Below are 15,447 nucleotides of genomic sequence, written 5' to 3'. Positions count from 1 at the left end.
CTTCTTCAGCCACGCCTGACAAAGCCTTGCGCTTCTTTGATAACGCCATAAAAAAACCAATATTAAATCAATCATATTAATCCCGCGTTATCTATTGATATGGAAAATGATATGTGGCGGAGAGGAATAGCGGCAGTGGTATTGATGTGTGGGTTATTTTCCGGGCATCTGCTCGCCCAGCGTCAGGGGCATGATTATTTCCCGATGCAAAGCCTCGAACAGCGATTACTGCACGAGGCTGATTGCGATGAACTACGCAGCCGGGCTGAGGACACCGCCAGCTCGCTGCGCGAACATTATCACCGGCAGTACGCGCGCAAAGCAAAGGCGCATAACTGCCCGCCGTGAGAATGGTTCTTACGCGCCCTTACGCTTGGGCAGCGTTTTCATCAGTTCGTCAGGACTGACGGAGGCGACGATGCTGCCCGGATGGGGCATTTTGAGAATATGATTTTTGATTTTACCCACTACGTGCATTTCACATGGACGGCAATCAAATTTCAGGGTTAACACTTCGTCACCGTGAATCAGCTGCATCGGCGTCGCCTTCCAGCTCTTTATCGAACCTTTGGCCTGCTTCGGACACAGGTTGAAGGCGAATCGTAGGCAATGCTTGGTGATCATCACCGGCACGTCGCCTTTCTCTTCATGAGCTTCATACGCCGCATCAATCAGCTGAACGCCATAGCGCTGGTAGAAAGCGCGCGCTTTGTGGTTATAAACGTTCGCCAGGAACGACAGATGCGTTTCCGGATACACCGGCGGTGGTACGGAGACCGGTTTACGCGTTCCGCGCTGCCAGGCATCGAGGCGCGCCTGATCGAGCATCTCTGCGGTTTCACGGCGCAGTTGGTTAAGCATACTGTTCGGCACAAACAGCGCCGGCAGATTAATCTGCACATCACGCGGGTAGTAAATGGTCTGGCCGAGCTTCGCCACGCCATCACGTAAATTGGCTAGCGCTTTTTCCGCCTGGGTCGCTTCGGCGAATTCGCCATCCAGTGTATGCGTGACGCTGACGCCGTCTTCGCAGGTCATGGTCAGCACCAGCTGTTCCTGCCAGCCGCTCAGCGCGATATCAACCGCAATGCGGCGCTCGCTGGAAGTTTTCAGTAGCGCCTGCTGCCAGTTATGGTCGAGGTTACGATTAAGCGCCTCGTGCGGACGCACTTTATGCAGGTCTGCCGGCATTTCGTTTGGCCAGACGCGATAACGATTTTCCCCCGTTTTCTCCACCGTATTGGCGCGGAAGCCGACAACTTCACGTTTGATCATCACATTGAGGCCGTCACCATTCGTCAATGCGTCGGTCACTTCAACATCGAGATAATCTTTTCCGACTTTTAATACTTCGCCTACCGGCAGGCCGATAAATTTCGGCGAATCAAACGCGCCGATATCGCCCTTACGCGCGTTAACAAAATAGTCGGTGCTGCCGCGATGGAACGTTTTATCGGTCGACGGCACGAAGAAGTGTTCGGTGCGCCCGGCGGAAGAACGCGCGAGATCGCCGCGGTCTTCAATAATACGATCCAGCATCTGACGATAGTGAGCGGTGATATTTTTCACATAACTCATATCTTTATAGCGCCCTTCAATCTTAAAGGAGCGCACGCCGGCGTCGATCAATGCCGCCAGGTTGGCGGTCTGATCGTTATCTTTCATCGACAACAGATGTTTTTCATAGGCCACAACGCGCCCCTGATCGTCTTTCAGGGTGTAAGGCAGGCGGCAAGCCTGAGAGCAGTCGCCGCGGTTGGCGCTACGTCCGGTTTGCGCGTGAGAAATATAGCACTGACCGGAATAGGCTACGCATAAGGCGCCGTGAATAAAGAACTCGATAGTCGCGTCGGTATTATCGTAGATCGCTTTAATTTGATCGAGGTTGAGTTCGCGGGCCAGAACAATCTGGCTGAAGCCCGCATCAGAGAGAAACTTCGCTTTCTCAACGCTGCGGATATCGCACTGGGTGCTCGCATGCAGCTCAATCGGCGGCAGATCCAGCTCCATTATCCCCATATCCTGCACGATCAATGCATCAACGCCGGTCTCGTACAGATCGGTAATCAGACGTTGCGCCGGTTCCAGTTCATCATCATGAAGAATGGTATTCAGCGTCACAAACACCTTAGCGCCAAAGCGATGCGCAAACGGCACCAGGTTGGCGATATCGCTCAGGCTATTGCTGGCATTATGGCGCGCGCCGAAGCCCGGCCCGCCGATATAGACCGCGTCGGCGCCGTGTAAAATCGCTTCACGGGCGATCCCGGCATCGCGGGCAGGACTAAGAAGTTCAAGATGATGGTTTTGCAGGCGCATACGCTCGTCGTTATCCGTTATAGGGGGTCGAAATGGCGGCTATTGTAGTCAGAACTGGGCGTAGACGAAAACATTTTCCGCCGCGCCCGCACAGCGAATTTGCAGAAATCGGCAAAGCATTGAAGAAAAAGCTATTTCTCATGAAAACCCGGCAAGGTTACAGTGGCTGCGTATTCCGGATTTTCCTCGTCACGTTGTGAATTTTAGTCTCAGTCATCTTGATTGGCCGCGGATTAGTCCGCGGCTTTTTCTTTTGGATAATGAATCAGTGAATGAAAGTGCGCCGTCTGCGCGCCGCTATTGCGGTAAGCGTGCGTCAGGTCGCCGGCAAAGCGCCGCCCTTCTCCCGCCTGCAACGTCTGCCATTGCCCCTGCAGACATAAATCCAGCGTACCGCTAATGACCACGACATGTTCAATGACGCCGGTCTCATGCGGCGTCGATTCGCTCAGCGCGCCCGGGGCGAGGGTAATTGAAAAATGGTCAAAACGTAGCTCAGGATCCCAGGGAAAAATCGGCGTCACTACCATCGCCTGCTGCTGCGGGTCGAAGGCGGCGGGCGCAGCCGTCTCATCGGCAACGATGAACGTCGAAAACGCCACATTGAGGCCGGTGGCTATCTTCCACAACGTCGCGACCGTTGGACTGGATTCATTACGTTCAATTTGCCCGAGCATCGCTTTCGATACCCCGGTTTCTTCCGCCAGCCGCGACAAACTCCAGCCGCGCTGCTGACGCAGGCTTTTCAGCGTCGTTGCCAGATGTTGCGCAATATTCATGGATGGCTCCTCATCATTTTCTTGATATTACCAGTTGTACGCTATAACGCACAATGCTACCTTCATCGTATGTTATAACGCACAAGAGGTGTTCATGCGCTCCTTTACCCTTCCCATCCCCACGCTGCTCGCGGGATTTGTCGCCGTGCTGGTAGGCTATGCCAGTTCTGCCGCCATTATCTGGCAAGCGGCCGCCGCCGCTGGTGCCGACGCCGGGCAAATAGCCGGCTGGATGACCGCCCTTGGCCTGGCGATGGGCGTCAGCACGCTGGTATTAACGCTATGGCGTAAAGTCCCCATCCTCACCGCATGGTCAACTCCAGGCGCGGCTTTACTGGTCAGTGGATTACAGGGAGCGACGCTAGCGCAGGCGGTGGGAATATTTGTTTTCGCCAACGCGCTGATCCTGCTATGCGGCGTGACGGGACTGTTTGCCCGCCTCATGAAGATCATTCCGCATTCGCTGGCGGCGGCAATGCTGGCGGGGATCCTGTTGCGTTTTGGTCTGCAGGCATTTGGCAGTTTGCAGGATAATCTCCCGCTATGCGGCGGGATGTTCGCCGCCTGGCTGTTATGCAAAGCGCTCTACCCACGTTTTGCGGTCGTTGCGGCGTTAGCGGCAGGCGGGATCATTGCCCTGCTAACCGGCGCGCTGTCGCCAGTGGCAAACGATATGGTTTTTGTTGCTCCGCAGTGGATTACGCCGCAGTTCACCCCTTCGCTACTGCTCAGCGTCGGTGTACCGTTTTTCCTTGTCACCATGGCGTCACAGAATGCGCCCGGCCTGGCGACCATTCAGGCATCAGGCTATCGGGTTCCGGTCTCGCCGCTAATCGTATTTACCGGCGCGCTGGCGTTGTTATTCTCACCATTTGGCGTCTATTCCGTGTGCATCGCCGCCATTACCGCCGCCATCTGTCAAAGCCCGGATGCGCATCCGGATGCGGATAAGCGCTGGCTCGCCGCAGCGGCGGCCGGTGTGTTTTATCTGTTGGCGGGGCTATTTGGCGGTTCGATAACCGCGCTTATGGCGGCGCTACCGCCGGTGTGGATCCAGATGCTGGCGGGGCTGGCATTGTTAGGAACCATTAGCGGCAGCCTCTATCAAGCGCTGGGGCAAGAAAACGAGCGCGATGCCGCAGTGGTAACCTTTTTAGTCACCGCCAGCGGCGTCTCTCTGGCAGGAGTCGGCTCGGCCTTTTGGGGGCTGGTCCTCGGCGGTATCAGCTATATGCTGTTAACCACGCTGCGCCGCACGTAGCTGGCTTGGCGTAAGACCCGTGGCGCTCTTAACCCGGTGGCTAAAGTGGCTGGCGGAGCTAAATCCGCAGGCCAGCGCAATCTCGGTCAACGGCTGTTGGGTGTGGCAAATCAGATTTTGCGCCTTAATCATCCGCCGCTGCATCACATACTGGTGCGGCGCCATATTCATTGACTGGCGGAACATCCGCGCAAAATGGTACTCGCTAAGCGACGCCTGTGCGGCAAGATCGGCAAGCGTAAGCGGCTGCTCGAGGTGCTCCTCAATCCACGCCAACAGATTACGCAAAAGATGCGGCGCCAGGCCACCGGTAACCGTCGGCAGGCGCCACTGCACGTTCGAATAGTTTTGAATCAGATGTGTTAACAGCAACGTACTGGCGGAGCTTAATAGCAGTTGATTAGCCTGCTGGCGCCAGTCGTTATCAAGCAGAAACTGGCGATACACCGCGGTAATTTTGTCATCGCTGGCAAAGGTTTTTTCCTGCAAGCTGAAAGACGCCGGGCTGCGATCCCAAATTTGCTCGCCGACGCGACGCAGGTGCTCATCGGTGCAATAGAGATGAACGAAAGAGAGATCGCCGCGAATATCCCAGGTGCTTTCATCGCCCTTTGGCATCAGACAAAAACGGTCCGGCCCGCCGCCATTCTTCCAGCCGTACGGTGTTTTTTGGTAGCTTTCGTAACCATCGGCGACATACAGGCTCAACGTGTGGTGGTCGCTGCGCACCGTGATCCGGTCAAGGTCGTTGTACCACGCGGCAAGCTGGATCCCGGAATTGAGTTCCACGGTCCCCCGCAGCACCGCATTTTGTTGTTGTAATGTTTCGAACGTCCCGTATGCCATAGCCTTCACATCGTTTTTAATCCGCAGACCTCTAGTCTATGAATTGTCATCACCGCTTACCAGCATTGACCATGAGCTTGTGAAAAATAAGCGCAAGATTTTGCAAGTCAGCAACAAAACGGTGACAGCGCTTTGCCTGGAAAAATCGCACACTTACGCCAGGCATTTTAAAGGAGAGACATTTTGAACGCATTACTCTACGGGCTGGTGGTGGTTATCTGGGGTACCACATGGATTGCAATCTTTTTACAACAGGGCCCCGTCGCCGCGCCGGTATCGATTTTCTGGCGTTTTGCCGTCGCCAGCGTCACCATGCTGACGATTTTGCTGATGACCCGCCGCCTGCGCCCGCTGGCGATGCGCGATCATCTCTTTTGCATGCTGCAAGGCTGCTGCGTCTTTTGCTTTAACTTCTGGTGTTTTTATACCGCCGCGGCGCATATCAATACCGGCCTTGAGTCGGTCATCTTTTCGATGGTGGTATTATTTAACGCGATCAACAGTTTTATTTTCTTCCGCCAGCAGCCGCCGGGGCGCTTTTGGCTGGCAGCGGCGCTGGGGCTCGCAGGAATTGTCACCCTCTTCTGGGACGATCTCCTCGCCAATGGTCTGAACGCGTCGCTGCTGTGGGGAATCGGCCTGAGCGCCCTGGGAACGTACGGTTTTTCATTGGGCAACATGCTGAGTATTCGTCACCAACGCCGCGGGCTTGAGACATTGACCACCAATAGCTGGGCCATGTTTTACGGCACCCTGGTCATGGGCGCGATCGCGCTGCTGCGCGGCGATAACTTTACGCCGCAGTGGACCTGGAGTTATATGGGCGCCCTGTTGTATCTGGCGTTGTTCGGTTCGGTGATCGCGTTCGGCGCTTATTTCACTCTGGTAGGCCGTATCGGGGCCAGCAAAGCGGCCTATAGCACGCTGCTTTTCCCACTGGTGGCGTTAACTATCTCCACCTTCTACGAAGGTTACGTCTGGCATAGCAATGCGGTGATAGGTCTGGCGTTAATACTGGTAGGAAATCTGGTGATGTTCGCCCGCCCCGAACAGCTGTTTATGCGCCGCCGGCTGGCTTAATAATAAGCCCGTCAGGCAACTCGCAAGACGGGCTTAACGCATCAATTACTTCTGCGACGGATCGAATTTCACCGCATCGATCGCCATATCATCAATCACTTGCTTCAACGTATCTGCGGTCAGCGGCGTGCTCTCATTAGACAGCGTTTTACCTTCGCCTTTACGCACAACCTTAATAACCGGCTTATTGGTCTTCGCGTCGATCAGTTCGCCTTCGAAGTAGAGATTCGTGTCCATCGTGCGATGGCCGGTTGCCGCCTGGGTACCCGCGACAATCATCGCCACCGGGATCACTTCATAGAACTGCAGCCCTTCTTTGCTGGTATCAACACCGGTGATTGCGCCGCGGAAAATCAGGCTGCGCGGGCCGGCCGTGGTCGCCAACGGCTTACGTTCGCTGATGGCCTGTTTCATCTGCTTGTTGGTGTAATTAAGGATGTCCTGCAGCGCTTTCTCCCCTACCTGGGTCGTTGGTTTCGGCACCGGATAGTAGGTGATTGGACGGTAGACGACGTTGTCATAGTTGCTCGGATTGTAGTCCGGGGAGATCCAGCGCAGTTCTGGTTTGCCGGAAGCCGAAGTGGTCTCTTTTAACTTAGAATAATCTTTTAAAAACCCGGAATACTGCTCCGGTTGCGCCAGTTTGGATGCACAACCAGTTAATGCCAGTAGCCCGGCCAGAGCGGCTACTTTAAATAACATTTTTGTACGCATGGATAATCCCTGTAAATGCAGTTTGTCGGCAAGGTTTATAACAAAATTTCACGCTTAGTTTTGTGACAAAAATGGTGGTCCGTCAACTCCTTGCAAAAAATAAATCCGCCAACGCGGCGGATTTATTTACGATGTTTATTTTACGTCCACCTGATAAAAAATATGCTTCCCAAACGGGTCGATTTCATACCCGGTCACCGATTTACTCACCGGTTCAAAAATAGTTGAATGCGCAATCATCACGGCCGGCATTTGATCGTGCATCATCTGCTGCGCCTGTTTATACAAAGCTTCTCGTTGCGGCCGGTCGGTGATGGTTTTAGCTTCGGCGATAATTTTATCAAACGGCGCATAGCACCATTTGGCCGAATTAGAACCGCCGTTGGCCGACTGGCAGGTAAATAATGGGCCAAAGAAGTTATCCGGGTCCCCGGTCGCGGTAGTCCAGCCCATTAACGCCGCCTGATGCTCGCCGTCTTTCACCCGCTTAAGGTATTCGCCCCATTCATAGGTGGTGATTTTGGTCTGCACGCCGATTTTAGCCCAATCAGCCTGGATCATTTCCGCCATCCGTTTCGCATTCGGGTTATAGGGACGCTGAACCGGCATCGCCCACAGGTCGATGGTGATGGGACTCTTCACTCCGGATTCGCGCAGCAGCGCTTTTGCTTTTTCCAGGTCCCAGCTGTAGTCCTGCAGATCGGCATCGGCACTCCAGACCCCGGGCGGCAGCAGGTTTTTCGCTACCGTACCGGTACCGTGGAACACCGCATCGATAATTGCCGGTTTGTTGATCGCCATCGCCAACGCCTGGCGCACCTTCACATTATCCAGCGGCGCTTTCTGCGTGTTGAAGGCGAGGAAACCGGTATTAAGCCCGGCTTTGCTCATCAGATTGATCTGCGGGTTCTTTTTCATCCGCGGTAAATCGGCGGGATTGGGGAATGGCATGACCTGACACTCATTTTTCTCAAGCTTAGCGTAACGCACCGAGGCATCAGGCGTGATACTGAATACTAAACGATCGATTTTCGCTTTACCCTGCCAGTAATCAGGAAATGCGGTAAACAAAATCCGCGAATCTTTTTGATATTGCGCCAGCTTAAACGGCCCGGTGCCGATGGGATCCATATCAACACGCTGCGGGGTACCGGCTTTCAGCATCGCATCAGCATATTCCGCAGAGAGGATTGAAGCAAAATACCAGCCGAGGTCAGCGACAAAAGGCGCCTCGGGGTGCGCGAGGGTAAAACGCACCGTATATTCATCCGGTTTATCAATTGCGGTAATTAACGAACCAAACTCCAGGCTTTCAAAATTGGAGTAGTTGCCATTAGAGACATTATGATAGGGGTTATTCGGATCTTTTTGCCGCATAAACGAAAAAATAACGTCATCAGCATTAAAATCACGGGTCGGTTTAAAATATTTATTACTTTGGAATTTAACGCCTTTGCGTAAGTGAAAAGTATAAACTTTACCGTCTTCGCTCACCTCCCAGCTTTCCGCCAGGCTGGGCTGCAATTCCGTGGTGCCAACTTTAAAGTCCACCAGCCGGTTATATATCGGTACCGCGCTGGCATCGACGCTGGTCCCGGAAGTATAAAGCTGCGGATTAAAGTTTTCCGGCGAGCCTTCAGAGCAATAAACCAGTGTTTTCGCATTCACGGCAGAACTCACCGCTAATGCCGCTATCGTCAGAGCTATTGAAGTAGATGTGCGTTGCATGCGTTTCCCTTTTCATTTTTTGACTAATGAATAGCTTTTTGTTTTATTGCCCATAGATAACACTAAAGCCAGATTGCAAACACCTTAAAAATAACTATACCCTAAATAATTCGAGTTGCAGGAAGGCGGCGACGCAGCGAATCCCCAGGAGCTTACTCCAGTAAGTGACTGGGGTGAGTGAGGAAAGCCAACGCACATGCAACTTGAAGTATGACGGGTATATAGAAGGAAACACTATGGCCTCGCCCTTAACCAGACAATTAACCCAGCGCTTCTTTCGCTATCTGGCTATCACCAGCCAAAGCGATCCACGAGCAACCACGTTACCCACAACGCCCGGACAACATCAGATGGCGCAGGCGTTAGCCGACGAGCTACGTCAGTTTGGCCTTGACGATATCGTTGTCGACGAGCATGCGACCGTGACGGCGGTTAAAAAAGGCACCGTCCCCGGTGCGCCGCGGATCGGCTTTATCACGCATATTGATACCGTTGATGTCGGACTGTCGCCGGATATTCATCCACAAATCCTGCGATTTACTGGCGAAGATCTCTGCCTTAACCCGGAACAGCAAATCTGGCTGCGGGTTGACGAGCATCCGGAAATTCTGGCCTATCGTGATGAAGAGATTATTTTCAGCGACGGCACCAGCGTACTGGGCGCCGATAACAAAGCAGCGGTGACCGTTGTTATGACGCTGCTGGAAAACCTGACCGCCGAACATAAGCATGGTGATATCGTCGTGGCGTTCGTCCCGGACGAAGAAGTTGGCCTTCGCGGGGCAAAAGCGCTGGATTTATCGCGTTTTGCCGTCGATTTTGCCTGGACCATCGACTGCTGCGAACTCGGCGAGATCGTTTATGAAAACTTTAACGCCGCCTCTGCGGAGATACGGTTTACCGGCGTAACCGCACACCCGATGTCCGCCAAAGGCGTATTGGTCAACCCGCTGTTAATGGCTACCGACTTCATGAGCTATTTCGACCGCCAGCAGACCCCGGAGCACACCGCCGGGCGCGAAGGCTACGTATGGTTTAACGGTATTCATGGCGATCAGAACAGCACAAGGTTGCAGGCAAACATTCGCGATTTCGATCTGGACAGCTTTAACCGCCGTAAACAACAGATTGGCGAAGCGGCAGAGAAAATCGCCGCCCAGTACCCTACTGCCAGGGTTGAATTCACTATCAGCGATACTTACAGCAATATCAGTAACGCCATTGGCGAAGACCGCCGGGCTATTGACCTGATGTTCACCGCGATGGAAAGCCTCGGTATAACGCCAAAACCTACGCCGATGCGCGGTGGTACCGACGGCGCAGCGCTCTCGGCAAAGGGTCTGCTGACGCCGAACTTCTTCACCGGCGCGCACAACTTCCATTCGAAATTCGAATTTTTGCCGCTGCGCGCCTTTGAGGCCTCCTATCTTACCGCCCTGCAGCTGTGCCTGCTGGCGGCGGATTAAGCCAGTTTACGCGCCAGCATTGTGGCGAAGCGTAGCTTGATGCGGTTTCCGCTGGCGTCGGTGCGGTGCAGTTCGCCGACGTCTTCGTTGTACTTGAGGAACTGCCAGCCAGCATAATAGTCACGCAGTTCTTCAGGTTTGAAGGCGAACGGGAAGCCCACGGTACAAGGGTAATCTTCGGTATCCATTGCGGCAACAATCAGGTTATAGCCGCCAGGCTTAGTGCAGCGCTGCATGTTGGCGATAAGACCAGGGATGGTTTTGGCTTCCAGGAACATCATCACCACGGTAGAAAGAATAAAATCATACTCGCCATCAAAGCTCAGCGTATTCAGATCTTTTATCGCAGTCTGCAGGTTCTCCAGCCCTTCGGCCTGACGAATGTTCTCCAGATTATCGATACTCATGGGATTTTTATCCCACGCGGTGACGTTGTAACCTTTTGCCGCCAGATACAGACTGTTTCGTCCATTGCCGCAACCAAGGTCGAGCGTCTGTCCCGGCTGCATCTGGGAGGAGGCATACACCACTTCTGAGTGGGTGCGCGTCAGGCCATATTTTTCAGTAAAGTAGTTTTCGTCACGAGTCGTCATGATTAATCCTTGTTTGGCAATAAAGTGGCACGGTCTACGCGAATTAACAGTTTACCCCGCACCAGCAGAAGAAAGGTACGCAGCAGCAGCAGGCCGATAATCAGGTTACTAAAAATAAATAAGGGGATCGCCAGAGTATGGAAAAATCCGTGCGGCTGGCCGTGACCCAGATGCAGGCCGGTGGTCGCCAGTGCGGAAATCCCGAACGAGAAGCTCCAGAATGACGCATTAAACGGCTGCTGCAGATACCACGGCATCAGGCGCAGCATAAATAGCAACTGCAACAGCCCATAACCAAATAGCATTTTGGCAAACGTATCACCGTCGCCGCCATTGACGCTGAGCCACGCGCTACAGGCCACCAGCGCCGGCGCCAGCTGGATGCCCAGCGACGTCCGCAACGCCGCCGGTAGCTCGCCGTTGCTGCGCAGCCGCTGCAGGATAACCGGCTCCAGGCTGAGCCAGGAAAAGACGCCAGCGCCGAGAAACGCCAGTCCGGCATCATTAAATCCCAGCGCGCCGCAGGCCATGGCGCTGATAAAATTGTTGGCGACGGTCGGCAGATATAAACCGGGCGTCGTCGCCTCTCCTGGATGTTTACCCCGCCACAACCCGGCGCTCTGCCAGGCCGCATAGCAAAGCTGCAGCGTAACCCCCGCAGCAAATAACGCCAGCGACAACGGGCGATACCAGCCAGCAAAAGCGATCGACACCAATAGCGTTGTCGCCGGGATCAGGCTGACAAAACTGCTGGCCACCGGATGACGCATCTCCTGCCGAACGCTCCACGGGAAACGAATAGCCCGCGCAATAAACACTATCATTAATAGCGCCCAGATAGTTGTCGCCAGCACCACCAGCGCATCGCCAATAATACTGCTCACCGGCCAGATGGTACTGGCATAACGCCAGGCGAAGCCCATGCCGATTATCCCCAGCACCATACCAAAATAGCCAGCCGGTAGATTCAGTACCTGGCCGCCCGTTACGTGTTTATTCATTTTATTTAAAGTTTCAATTTAATTTTAAGTTGCATTTTAAAGGAACCTTATAAAACGCGCTACGGAGATTTTTGCTATGTTTATGTTAACCAACAGTAAAGAGAAATGCTGATGAAGAAATATCGTCTGAGCGACCACGTCCGCCTGTATCACTTTGAAGAAGACGGAATTAAACATAGCGTAACTCTGCGGCAAATCGTGGCGCTGATTGATTTCTCTGACGTTAAGGCCGGAAGCGAAGGCGGCTGGCTCGATAATGAAGCCGCGTTAAGCCAGGGCGGCGACTGCTGGATATATGATGCCAATAGCGTCGTCTTCGCTGGCGCGCGCGTTGACGACAACGCCCGTCTGACCGGCACCTGCGTGATAAGCCACGGGGCGACAATTAGCGACAACGCATGGCTTGATAATGTTGAGGTAAGTCACGGCGCCAGGATAAGTGACAACGTCACTATAAAGCAATCGCAAATCCGTGGCGTCTGCCGAATCGCCGACCAGGCGCGTATTCTCCCCCACTGTCTGGTGATTGCCGCTCAGGGACTCACTTCTGATATCGACAAAGTGCTGCAAATTTATCAGCGCGCCACGGTCAGCGCCTCACGGATTGTTCATCAGGCGCAAATCTACGGCGATGCCGTGGTTGAGCATGCTTTTGTTGAACACCGTGCCGAAGTGTTCGATAACGCACGTATTGAAGGTAATGAAAATAACGATGTATGGATCTGTGACAACGCCCGGGTCTACGATCGCGCGCGGCTGGTCGCCGGGCGCGGCGAGGATCAGATCCCAACCCTGCGCTACAGTTCCCAGGTGGGCGAAAACGCCGTGGTCGAAGGCAACTGCCTGTTAAAGCATCGTGTCATGGTCGGCGGGCACGCCCATCTTATCGGCGGCCCCATTCTGCTGGATGACGAGATACTTATCGAAGGACATGCGACGATTCGAGGCGATGTGATTATCGAACAACAGGTAGAAATCTGCGGTAACGCCTGTATCGAAGCGCTGGAGGGTGACAGAATTCATCTTCGCGGGCGCAAAATCGTGAGCGGCGACGAGCATATCACCCGTACGCCGCTGCTGGGTTCGCTATAGCAGCTTATTGCGGGTCAATAATCCGCGCGTAGATATTCTGATCGTCATATGCGCCATTTAAAAACTCGGCCTGCTTCAGACAACCTTCCAGTTGGAAACCATTACGCAGCGCCACCTGATTACTGCGCTGGTTGGCGACCCGGCATTTAATAACGAAACGGCGAACGGCGCCCGTTTGCGCATAATGATGGATAAACGCCTGTAACGCCTGCGACAACAGTCCCTGCCCCTGATGGCTTTGATCGATCCAGTAACCGATATAGGCCGTCTTGTTCAACGGTTCAATCTGGTTAAATGACAGGACGCCGATCATCTGCCCCTGTAAAAACAGCAGGAACATTTTTGCATAACCGCGCTGGTGCAGCATCACGTTTCCCTGCACGTGGCGCCGGGTTTCATCTTCACTCAACACCTCCGCAGGCCAGCTTAAAGCATGCTGCAGCCAGTCACGGTTTTTGAGCACCAATTGATGGAGTTCGCTGACGTAACGTTCGTCAACCGCACGCAGCTCCAGCTGTTCGTTGACCGGGATAGTTTCGATGATGGGGCTGTTTTCGGCAGTCATGACGATATCTCACTGATAAACAACAACGCCCGCAGAAGCGCGCCGCGGGCGGATTTCAACGACCTGGGTTATTTCATAATCCGGTCATCAACGTAGTTACGCCGATCCGCCGCAGGCGGGAAGTACTGATACAGCCAGGTTTCGCTGATAGCGTCGCCACGGCAGCGCAGGAACATGCGCATCTCCACCGGATCGGTGGAATCTGAAGTCGGATACCAGTCAAAGAGAATACGATAGCCGTCAAACGGCTCGACGTAGAGGATCTCTACCTGCTTAGCCTCGCCGCTGGAGAGCGTAATCACCGGCTCAATGCCTTTCGGCGCCGCGGCTTTCAGGTCGCCGCCAACAAAATCGATAGCAAAGCGGCGCGCCCATTTGTCCGGGTAGTGTTCACCCGGCGCCCATCCTTCCGGGAAGCCGCCCATTCCGGTGCGTGTCGCCAGCACTCGCGCCAGCGGAGAGCGTACCGGCGGCTGCGCGCTCCAGTACAAGCGGTAGCTAAAGTCCAGTTGATCACCCGCTTTTACCGGTTTTTCCGGCTGCCAGAAGCAGACGATATTGTCCAACGTTTCGCCGGTGGTCGGGATTTCCATCAGGCTAACGGCCCCTTTTCCCCACTGATTACGTGGCTCCACCCACAGGCTCGGGCGCTTGTTATACCAGCCCATCACATCCTGATAATGACTGAAATCGCGATCCAGCTGCAGCAGGCCAAACCCCTTCGGGTTTTTATCCTGGAACGCGTTGAACTGCAGCTTTTGCGGATTATTCAGCGGACGGCAAATCCACTCGCCGTTGCCGCGCCACATCGACAGGCGGTCAGAATCGTGGATTTGCGGATGGATGGTATCGCACATCCGGCGTTCGTTGTTACCGCAGCTGAACATGCTGGTCATTGGCGCAATGCCCAACTGCTTAATGTCCTTGCGCGCATAGAGATGATTTTCGACATCCATGATCACCTGCGTTTGCTGGCAATTCACGGTGAACTTATAGGCGCCGGTGACGCTCAGGCTATCGAGCAGCGCGTAGACGGTGAACACCGTCGCGCCAGGTTTGACGGTTTCAAACCAGAATGACGTGAAATCCGGGAACTCTTCCGGGGTATCGGTAAAGGTGTCAACGGCCAGACCGCGCGCCGACAGGCCGTACTGGTAAGTGCTGTCGACCGCGCGGAAGTAGCTGGCGCCCAGAAAGGCGACGATATCGCGGCGCGCCAGTTCCGGCGCCTTAAACACGCGAAAACCGGCGAAACCGAGATCGGTCTGCCCTTCCAGCTGTTTGGTATCAACGCCGGCGTCGTTGTACTGGAACAGCTCCGGACGGAAGTGTATCTCCCGCGCCTGCTGAGACTGCGCGTCCAGCGAGAACATACGCACCCGGCGGCGGAAGCCCATACCAACATGGAAAAACTGGATATCCAGCTTACGCTCTTCAACGTTATTCCACAGCGAATGCGCCGCATCATACTGGATGCTGTTATAGGCCTGAGGGGTCAGATTCGCCAGCGTCGGCGGCAGGTCACGCGGCGCGCCGCCCCACGGCTGGCGGGCTAAGTCATGAGCCATCGCCTGCAGGACGGAAAAGTCAAAGCGGCGCGTCTGGCCATCGGCGATAGCAGAATCCGCGGCGAAAGCCGCTTTAGTGAATAACGAGGCGACTCCTGACGTTCCGCATACGGCGGCAACAGCCATGGATGATTTAAGAAAACGTCTGCGGTTCATGCCTGGAAAAGCGTCCTTTTTGAGAGTTCGACGGATACGCAACGTTGCAAACATCTGCGTCGTGAATTCCGCTCACTCTAGACAAAAATGATTGATAATCCAATTGTTGGCAGGCGAAAAGCATGAAAAAAAAGATGTCCACCGGAACAGACTGAATAACCACCCAGCGATCGCTATCGCTGAGCTGTTTTGGCGAACAGGCGCAACCCGAGACCTCAGCGTTTTTACCCCCGCTTTGTTTATTTTCAGCACGAACAGGATAAATTTTCATCACGCCAG

15 protein-coding genes are annotated in these 15,447 nt (G+C 54.2%); 5 read left to right on the top strand and 10 right to left on the bottom strand.

The features are described from left to right. Positions 1–111 precede the first annotated feature (111 nt). Positions 112–348, top strand: a complete 237-nt coding sequence (locus ABLV07_RS11965; protein WP_047056927.1) for a DUF2554 family protein — start codon at positions 112–114, stop codon at positions 346–348. A 9-nt stretch (positions 349–357) separates the two neighbouring features. Here the strand turns inward: ABLV07_RS11965 and ABLV07_RS11960 are convergent, their stop codons facing one another. Together ABLV07_RS11960 and ABLV07_RS11955 are read right to left on the bottom strand one after the other, a co-directional pair. After that, a complete protein-coding gene (locus ABLV07_RS11960; RefSeq protein WP_015366399.1) occupies positions 358–2,319 on the bottom strand; it encodes a U32 family peptidase in 1,962 nt (653 codons plus the stop codon). Positions 2,320–2,552: 233 nt separating this feature from the next. After that, on the bottom strand, positions 2,553–3,098 hold the full coding sequence (locus tag ABLV07_RS11955; protein ID WP_015705566.1) for an XRE family transcriptional regulator: 546 nt from the start codon (positions 3,096–3,098) through the stop codon (positions 2,553–2,555). A gap of 88 nt (positions 3,099–3,186) precedes the next feature. Here ABLV07_RS11955 and ABLV07_RS11950 point away from each other — a divergent pair, with 88 nt between their 5' ends. Then, positions 3,187–4,359: a benzoate/H(+) symporter BenE family transporter gene (locus ABLV07_RS11950; RefSeq protein ID WP_257986724.1), complete on the top strand. Its 1,173-nt coding sequence runs from the start codon at positions 3,187–3,189 to the stop codon at positions 4,357–4,359. On the opposite strand, the gene ABLV07_RS11945 is transcribed toward ABLV07_RS11950, so the two are convergent. Then, positions 4,336–5,205 (bottom strand): AraC family transcriptional regulator, encoded by an 870-nt coding sequence (locus ABLV07_RS11945; RefSeq protein WP_032707079.1) that lies wholly within the window; start codon positions 5,203–5,205, stop codon positions 4,336–4,338. The genes ABLV07_RS11950 and ABLV07_RS11945 overlap by 24 nt on opposite strands. A gap of 183 nt (positions 5,206–5,388) precedes the next feature. Here ABLV07_RS11945 and ABLV07_RS11940 point away from each other — a divergent pair, with 183 nt between their 5' ends. Next, positions 5,389–6,285, top strand: coding sequence for an EamA family transporter (locus tag ABLV07_RS11940; protein ID WP_348853289.1), 897 nt, complete (start codon positions 5,389–5,391; stop codon positions 6,283–6,285). Between the two features lie 45 nt (positions 6,286–6,330). Here the strand turns inward: ABLV07_RS11940 and ABLV07_RS11935 are convergent, their stop codons facing one another. Together ABLV07_RS11935 and ABLV07_RS11930 are read right to left on the bottom strand one after the other, a co-directional pair. After that, positions 6,331–6,999, bottom strand: a complete 669-nt coding sequence (locus tag ABLV07_RS11935; protein WP_032708181.1) for a DUF3313 domain-containing protein — start codon at positions 6,997–6,999, stop codon at positions 6,331–6,333. A 135-nt stretch (positions 7,000–7,134) separates the two neighbouring features. After that, entirely contained in the window at positions 7,135–8,727 is a 1,593-nt protein-coding gene (locus ABLV07_RS11930; protein WP_026612294.1) for an ABC transporter substrate-binding protein, read from the bottom strand. 236 nt (positions 8,728–8,963) lie between these two features. On the opposite strand from ABLV07_RS11930, the gene pepT reads away from it, so the two are divergent. Further along, a complete protein-coding gene (gene pepT / locus ABLV07_RS11925; protein ID WP_015705572.1) occupies positions 8,964–10,193 on the top strand; it encodes a peptidase T in 1,230 nt (409 codons plus the stop codon). Here the strand turns inward: pepT and tehB are convergent. After that, entirely contained in the window at positions 10,190–10,786 is a 597-nt protein-coding gene (tehB, locus tag ABLV07_RS11920) for a tellurite resistance methyltransferase TehB (RefSeq protein WP_015705573.1), read from the bottom strand. The genes pepT and tehB overlap by 4 nt on opposite strands. A 2-nt stretch (positions 10,787–10,788) precedes the next feature. Next, positions 10,789–11,787, bottom strand: a complete 999-nt coding sequence (gene tehA, locus ABLV07_RS11915) for a dicarboxylate transporter/tellurite-resistance protein TehA (protein ID WP_015705574.1) — start codon at positions 11,785–11,787, stop codon at positions 10,789–10,791. A 111-nt stretch (positions 11,788–11,898) separates the two neighbouring features. On the opposite strand from tehA, the gene ydcK reads away from it, so the two are divergent. Next, positions 11,899–12,879: a YdcK family protein gene (gene ydcK / locus ABLV07_RS11910; RefSeq protein WP_026612293.1), complete on the top strand. Its 981-nt coding sequence runs from the start codon at positions 11,899–11,901 to the stop codon at positions 12,877–12,879. Positions 12,880–12,883: 4 nt separating this feature from the next. Here ydcK and rimL read toward each other — a convergent pair whose 3' ends face one another. The 3 genes from rimL to ABLV07_RS11895 form a co-directional block, all read right to left on the bottom strand. Then, entirely contained in the window at positions 12,884–13,444 is a 561-nt protein-coding gene (rimL, locus tag ABLV07_RS11905; RefSeq protein WP_015366387.1) for a 50S ribosomal protein L7/L12-serine acetyltransferase, read from the bottom strand. A gap of 68 nt (positions 13,445–13,512) precedes the next feature. Beyond that, complete coding sequence (locus ABLV07_RS11900; RefSeq protein WP_157195313.1) at positions 13,513–15,168, bottom strand: glucan biosynthesis protein; 1,656 nt, start codon at positions 15,166–15,168, stop codon at positions 13,513–13,515. Further along, positions 15,146–15,439, bottom strand: a complete 294-nt coding sequence (locus tag ABLV07_RS11895) for a hypothetical protein (protein WP_152691907.1) — start codon at positions 15,437–15,439, stop codon at positions 15,146–15,148. Before ABLV07_RS11895 ends, ABLV07_RS11900 begins: the two co-directional genes overlap by 23 nt. Between the last annotated feature and the right edge of the window lie 8 nt (positions 15,440–15,447).

This window comes from Klebsiella sp. CN_Kp097, from assembly GCF_040064495.1.
GTDB classification, from domain to species: Bacteria; Pseudomonadota; Gammaproteobacteria; order Enterobacterales; family Enterobacteriaceae; genus Klebsiella; species Klebsiella aerogenes.
Note: the sequence above shows the minus strand (reverse complement) of the source record. Positions and strands in the feature narration are given on the sequence as shown.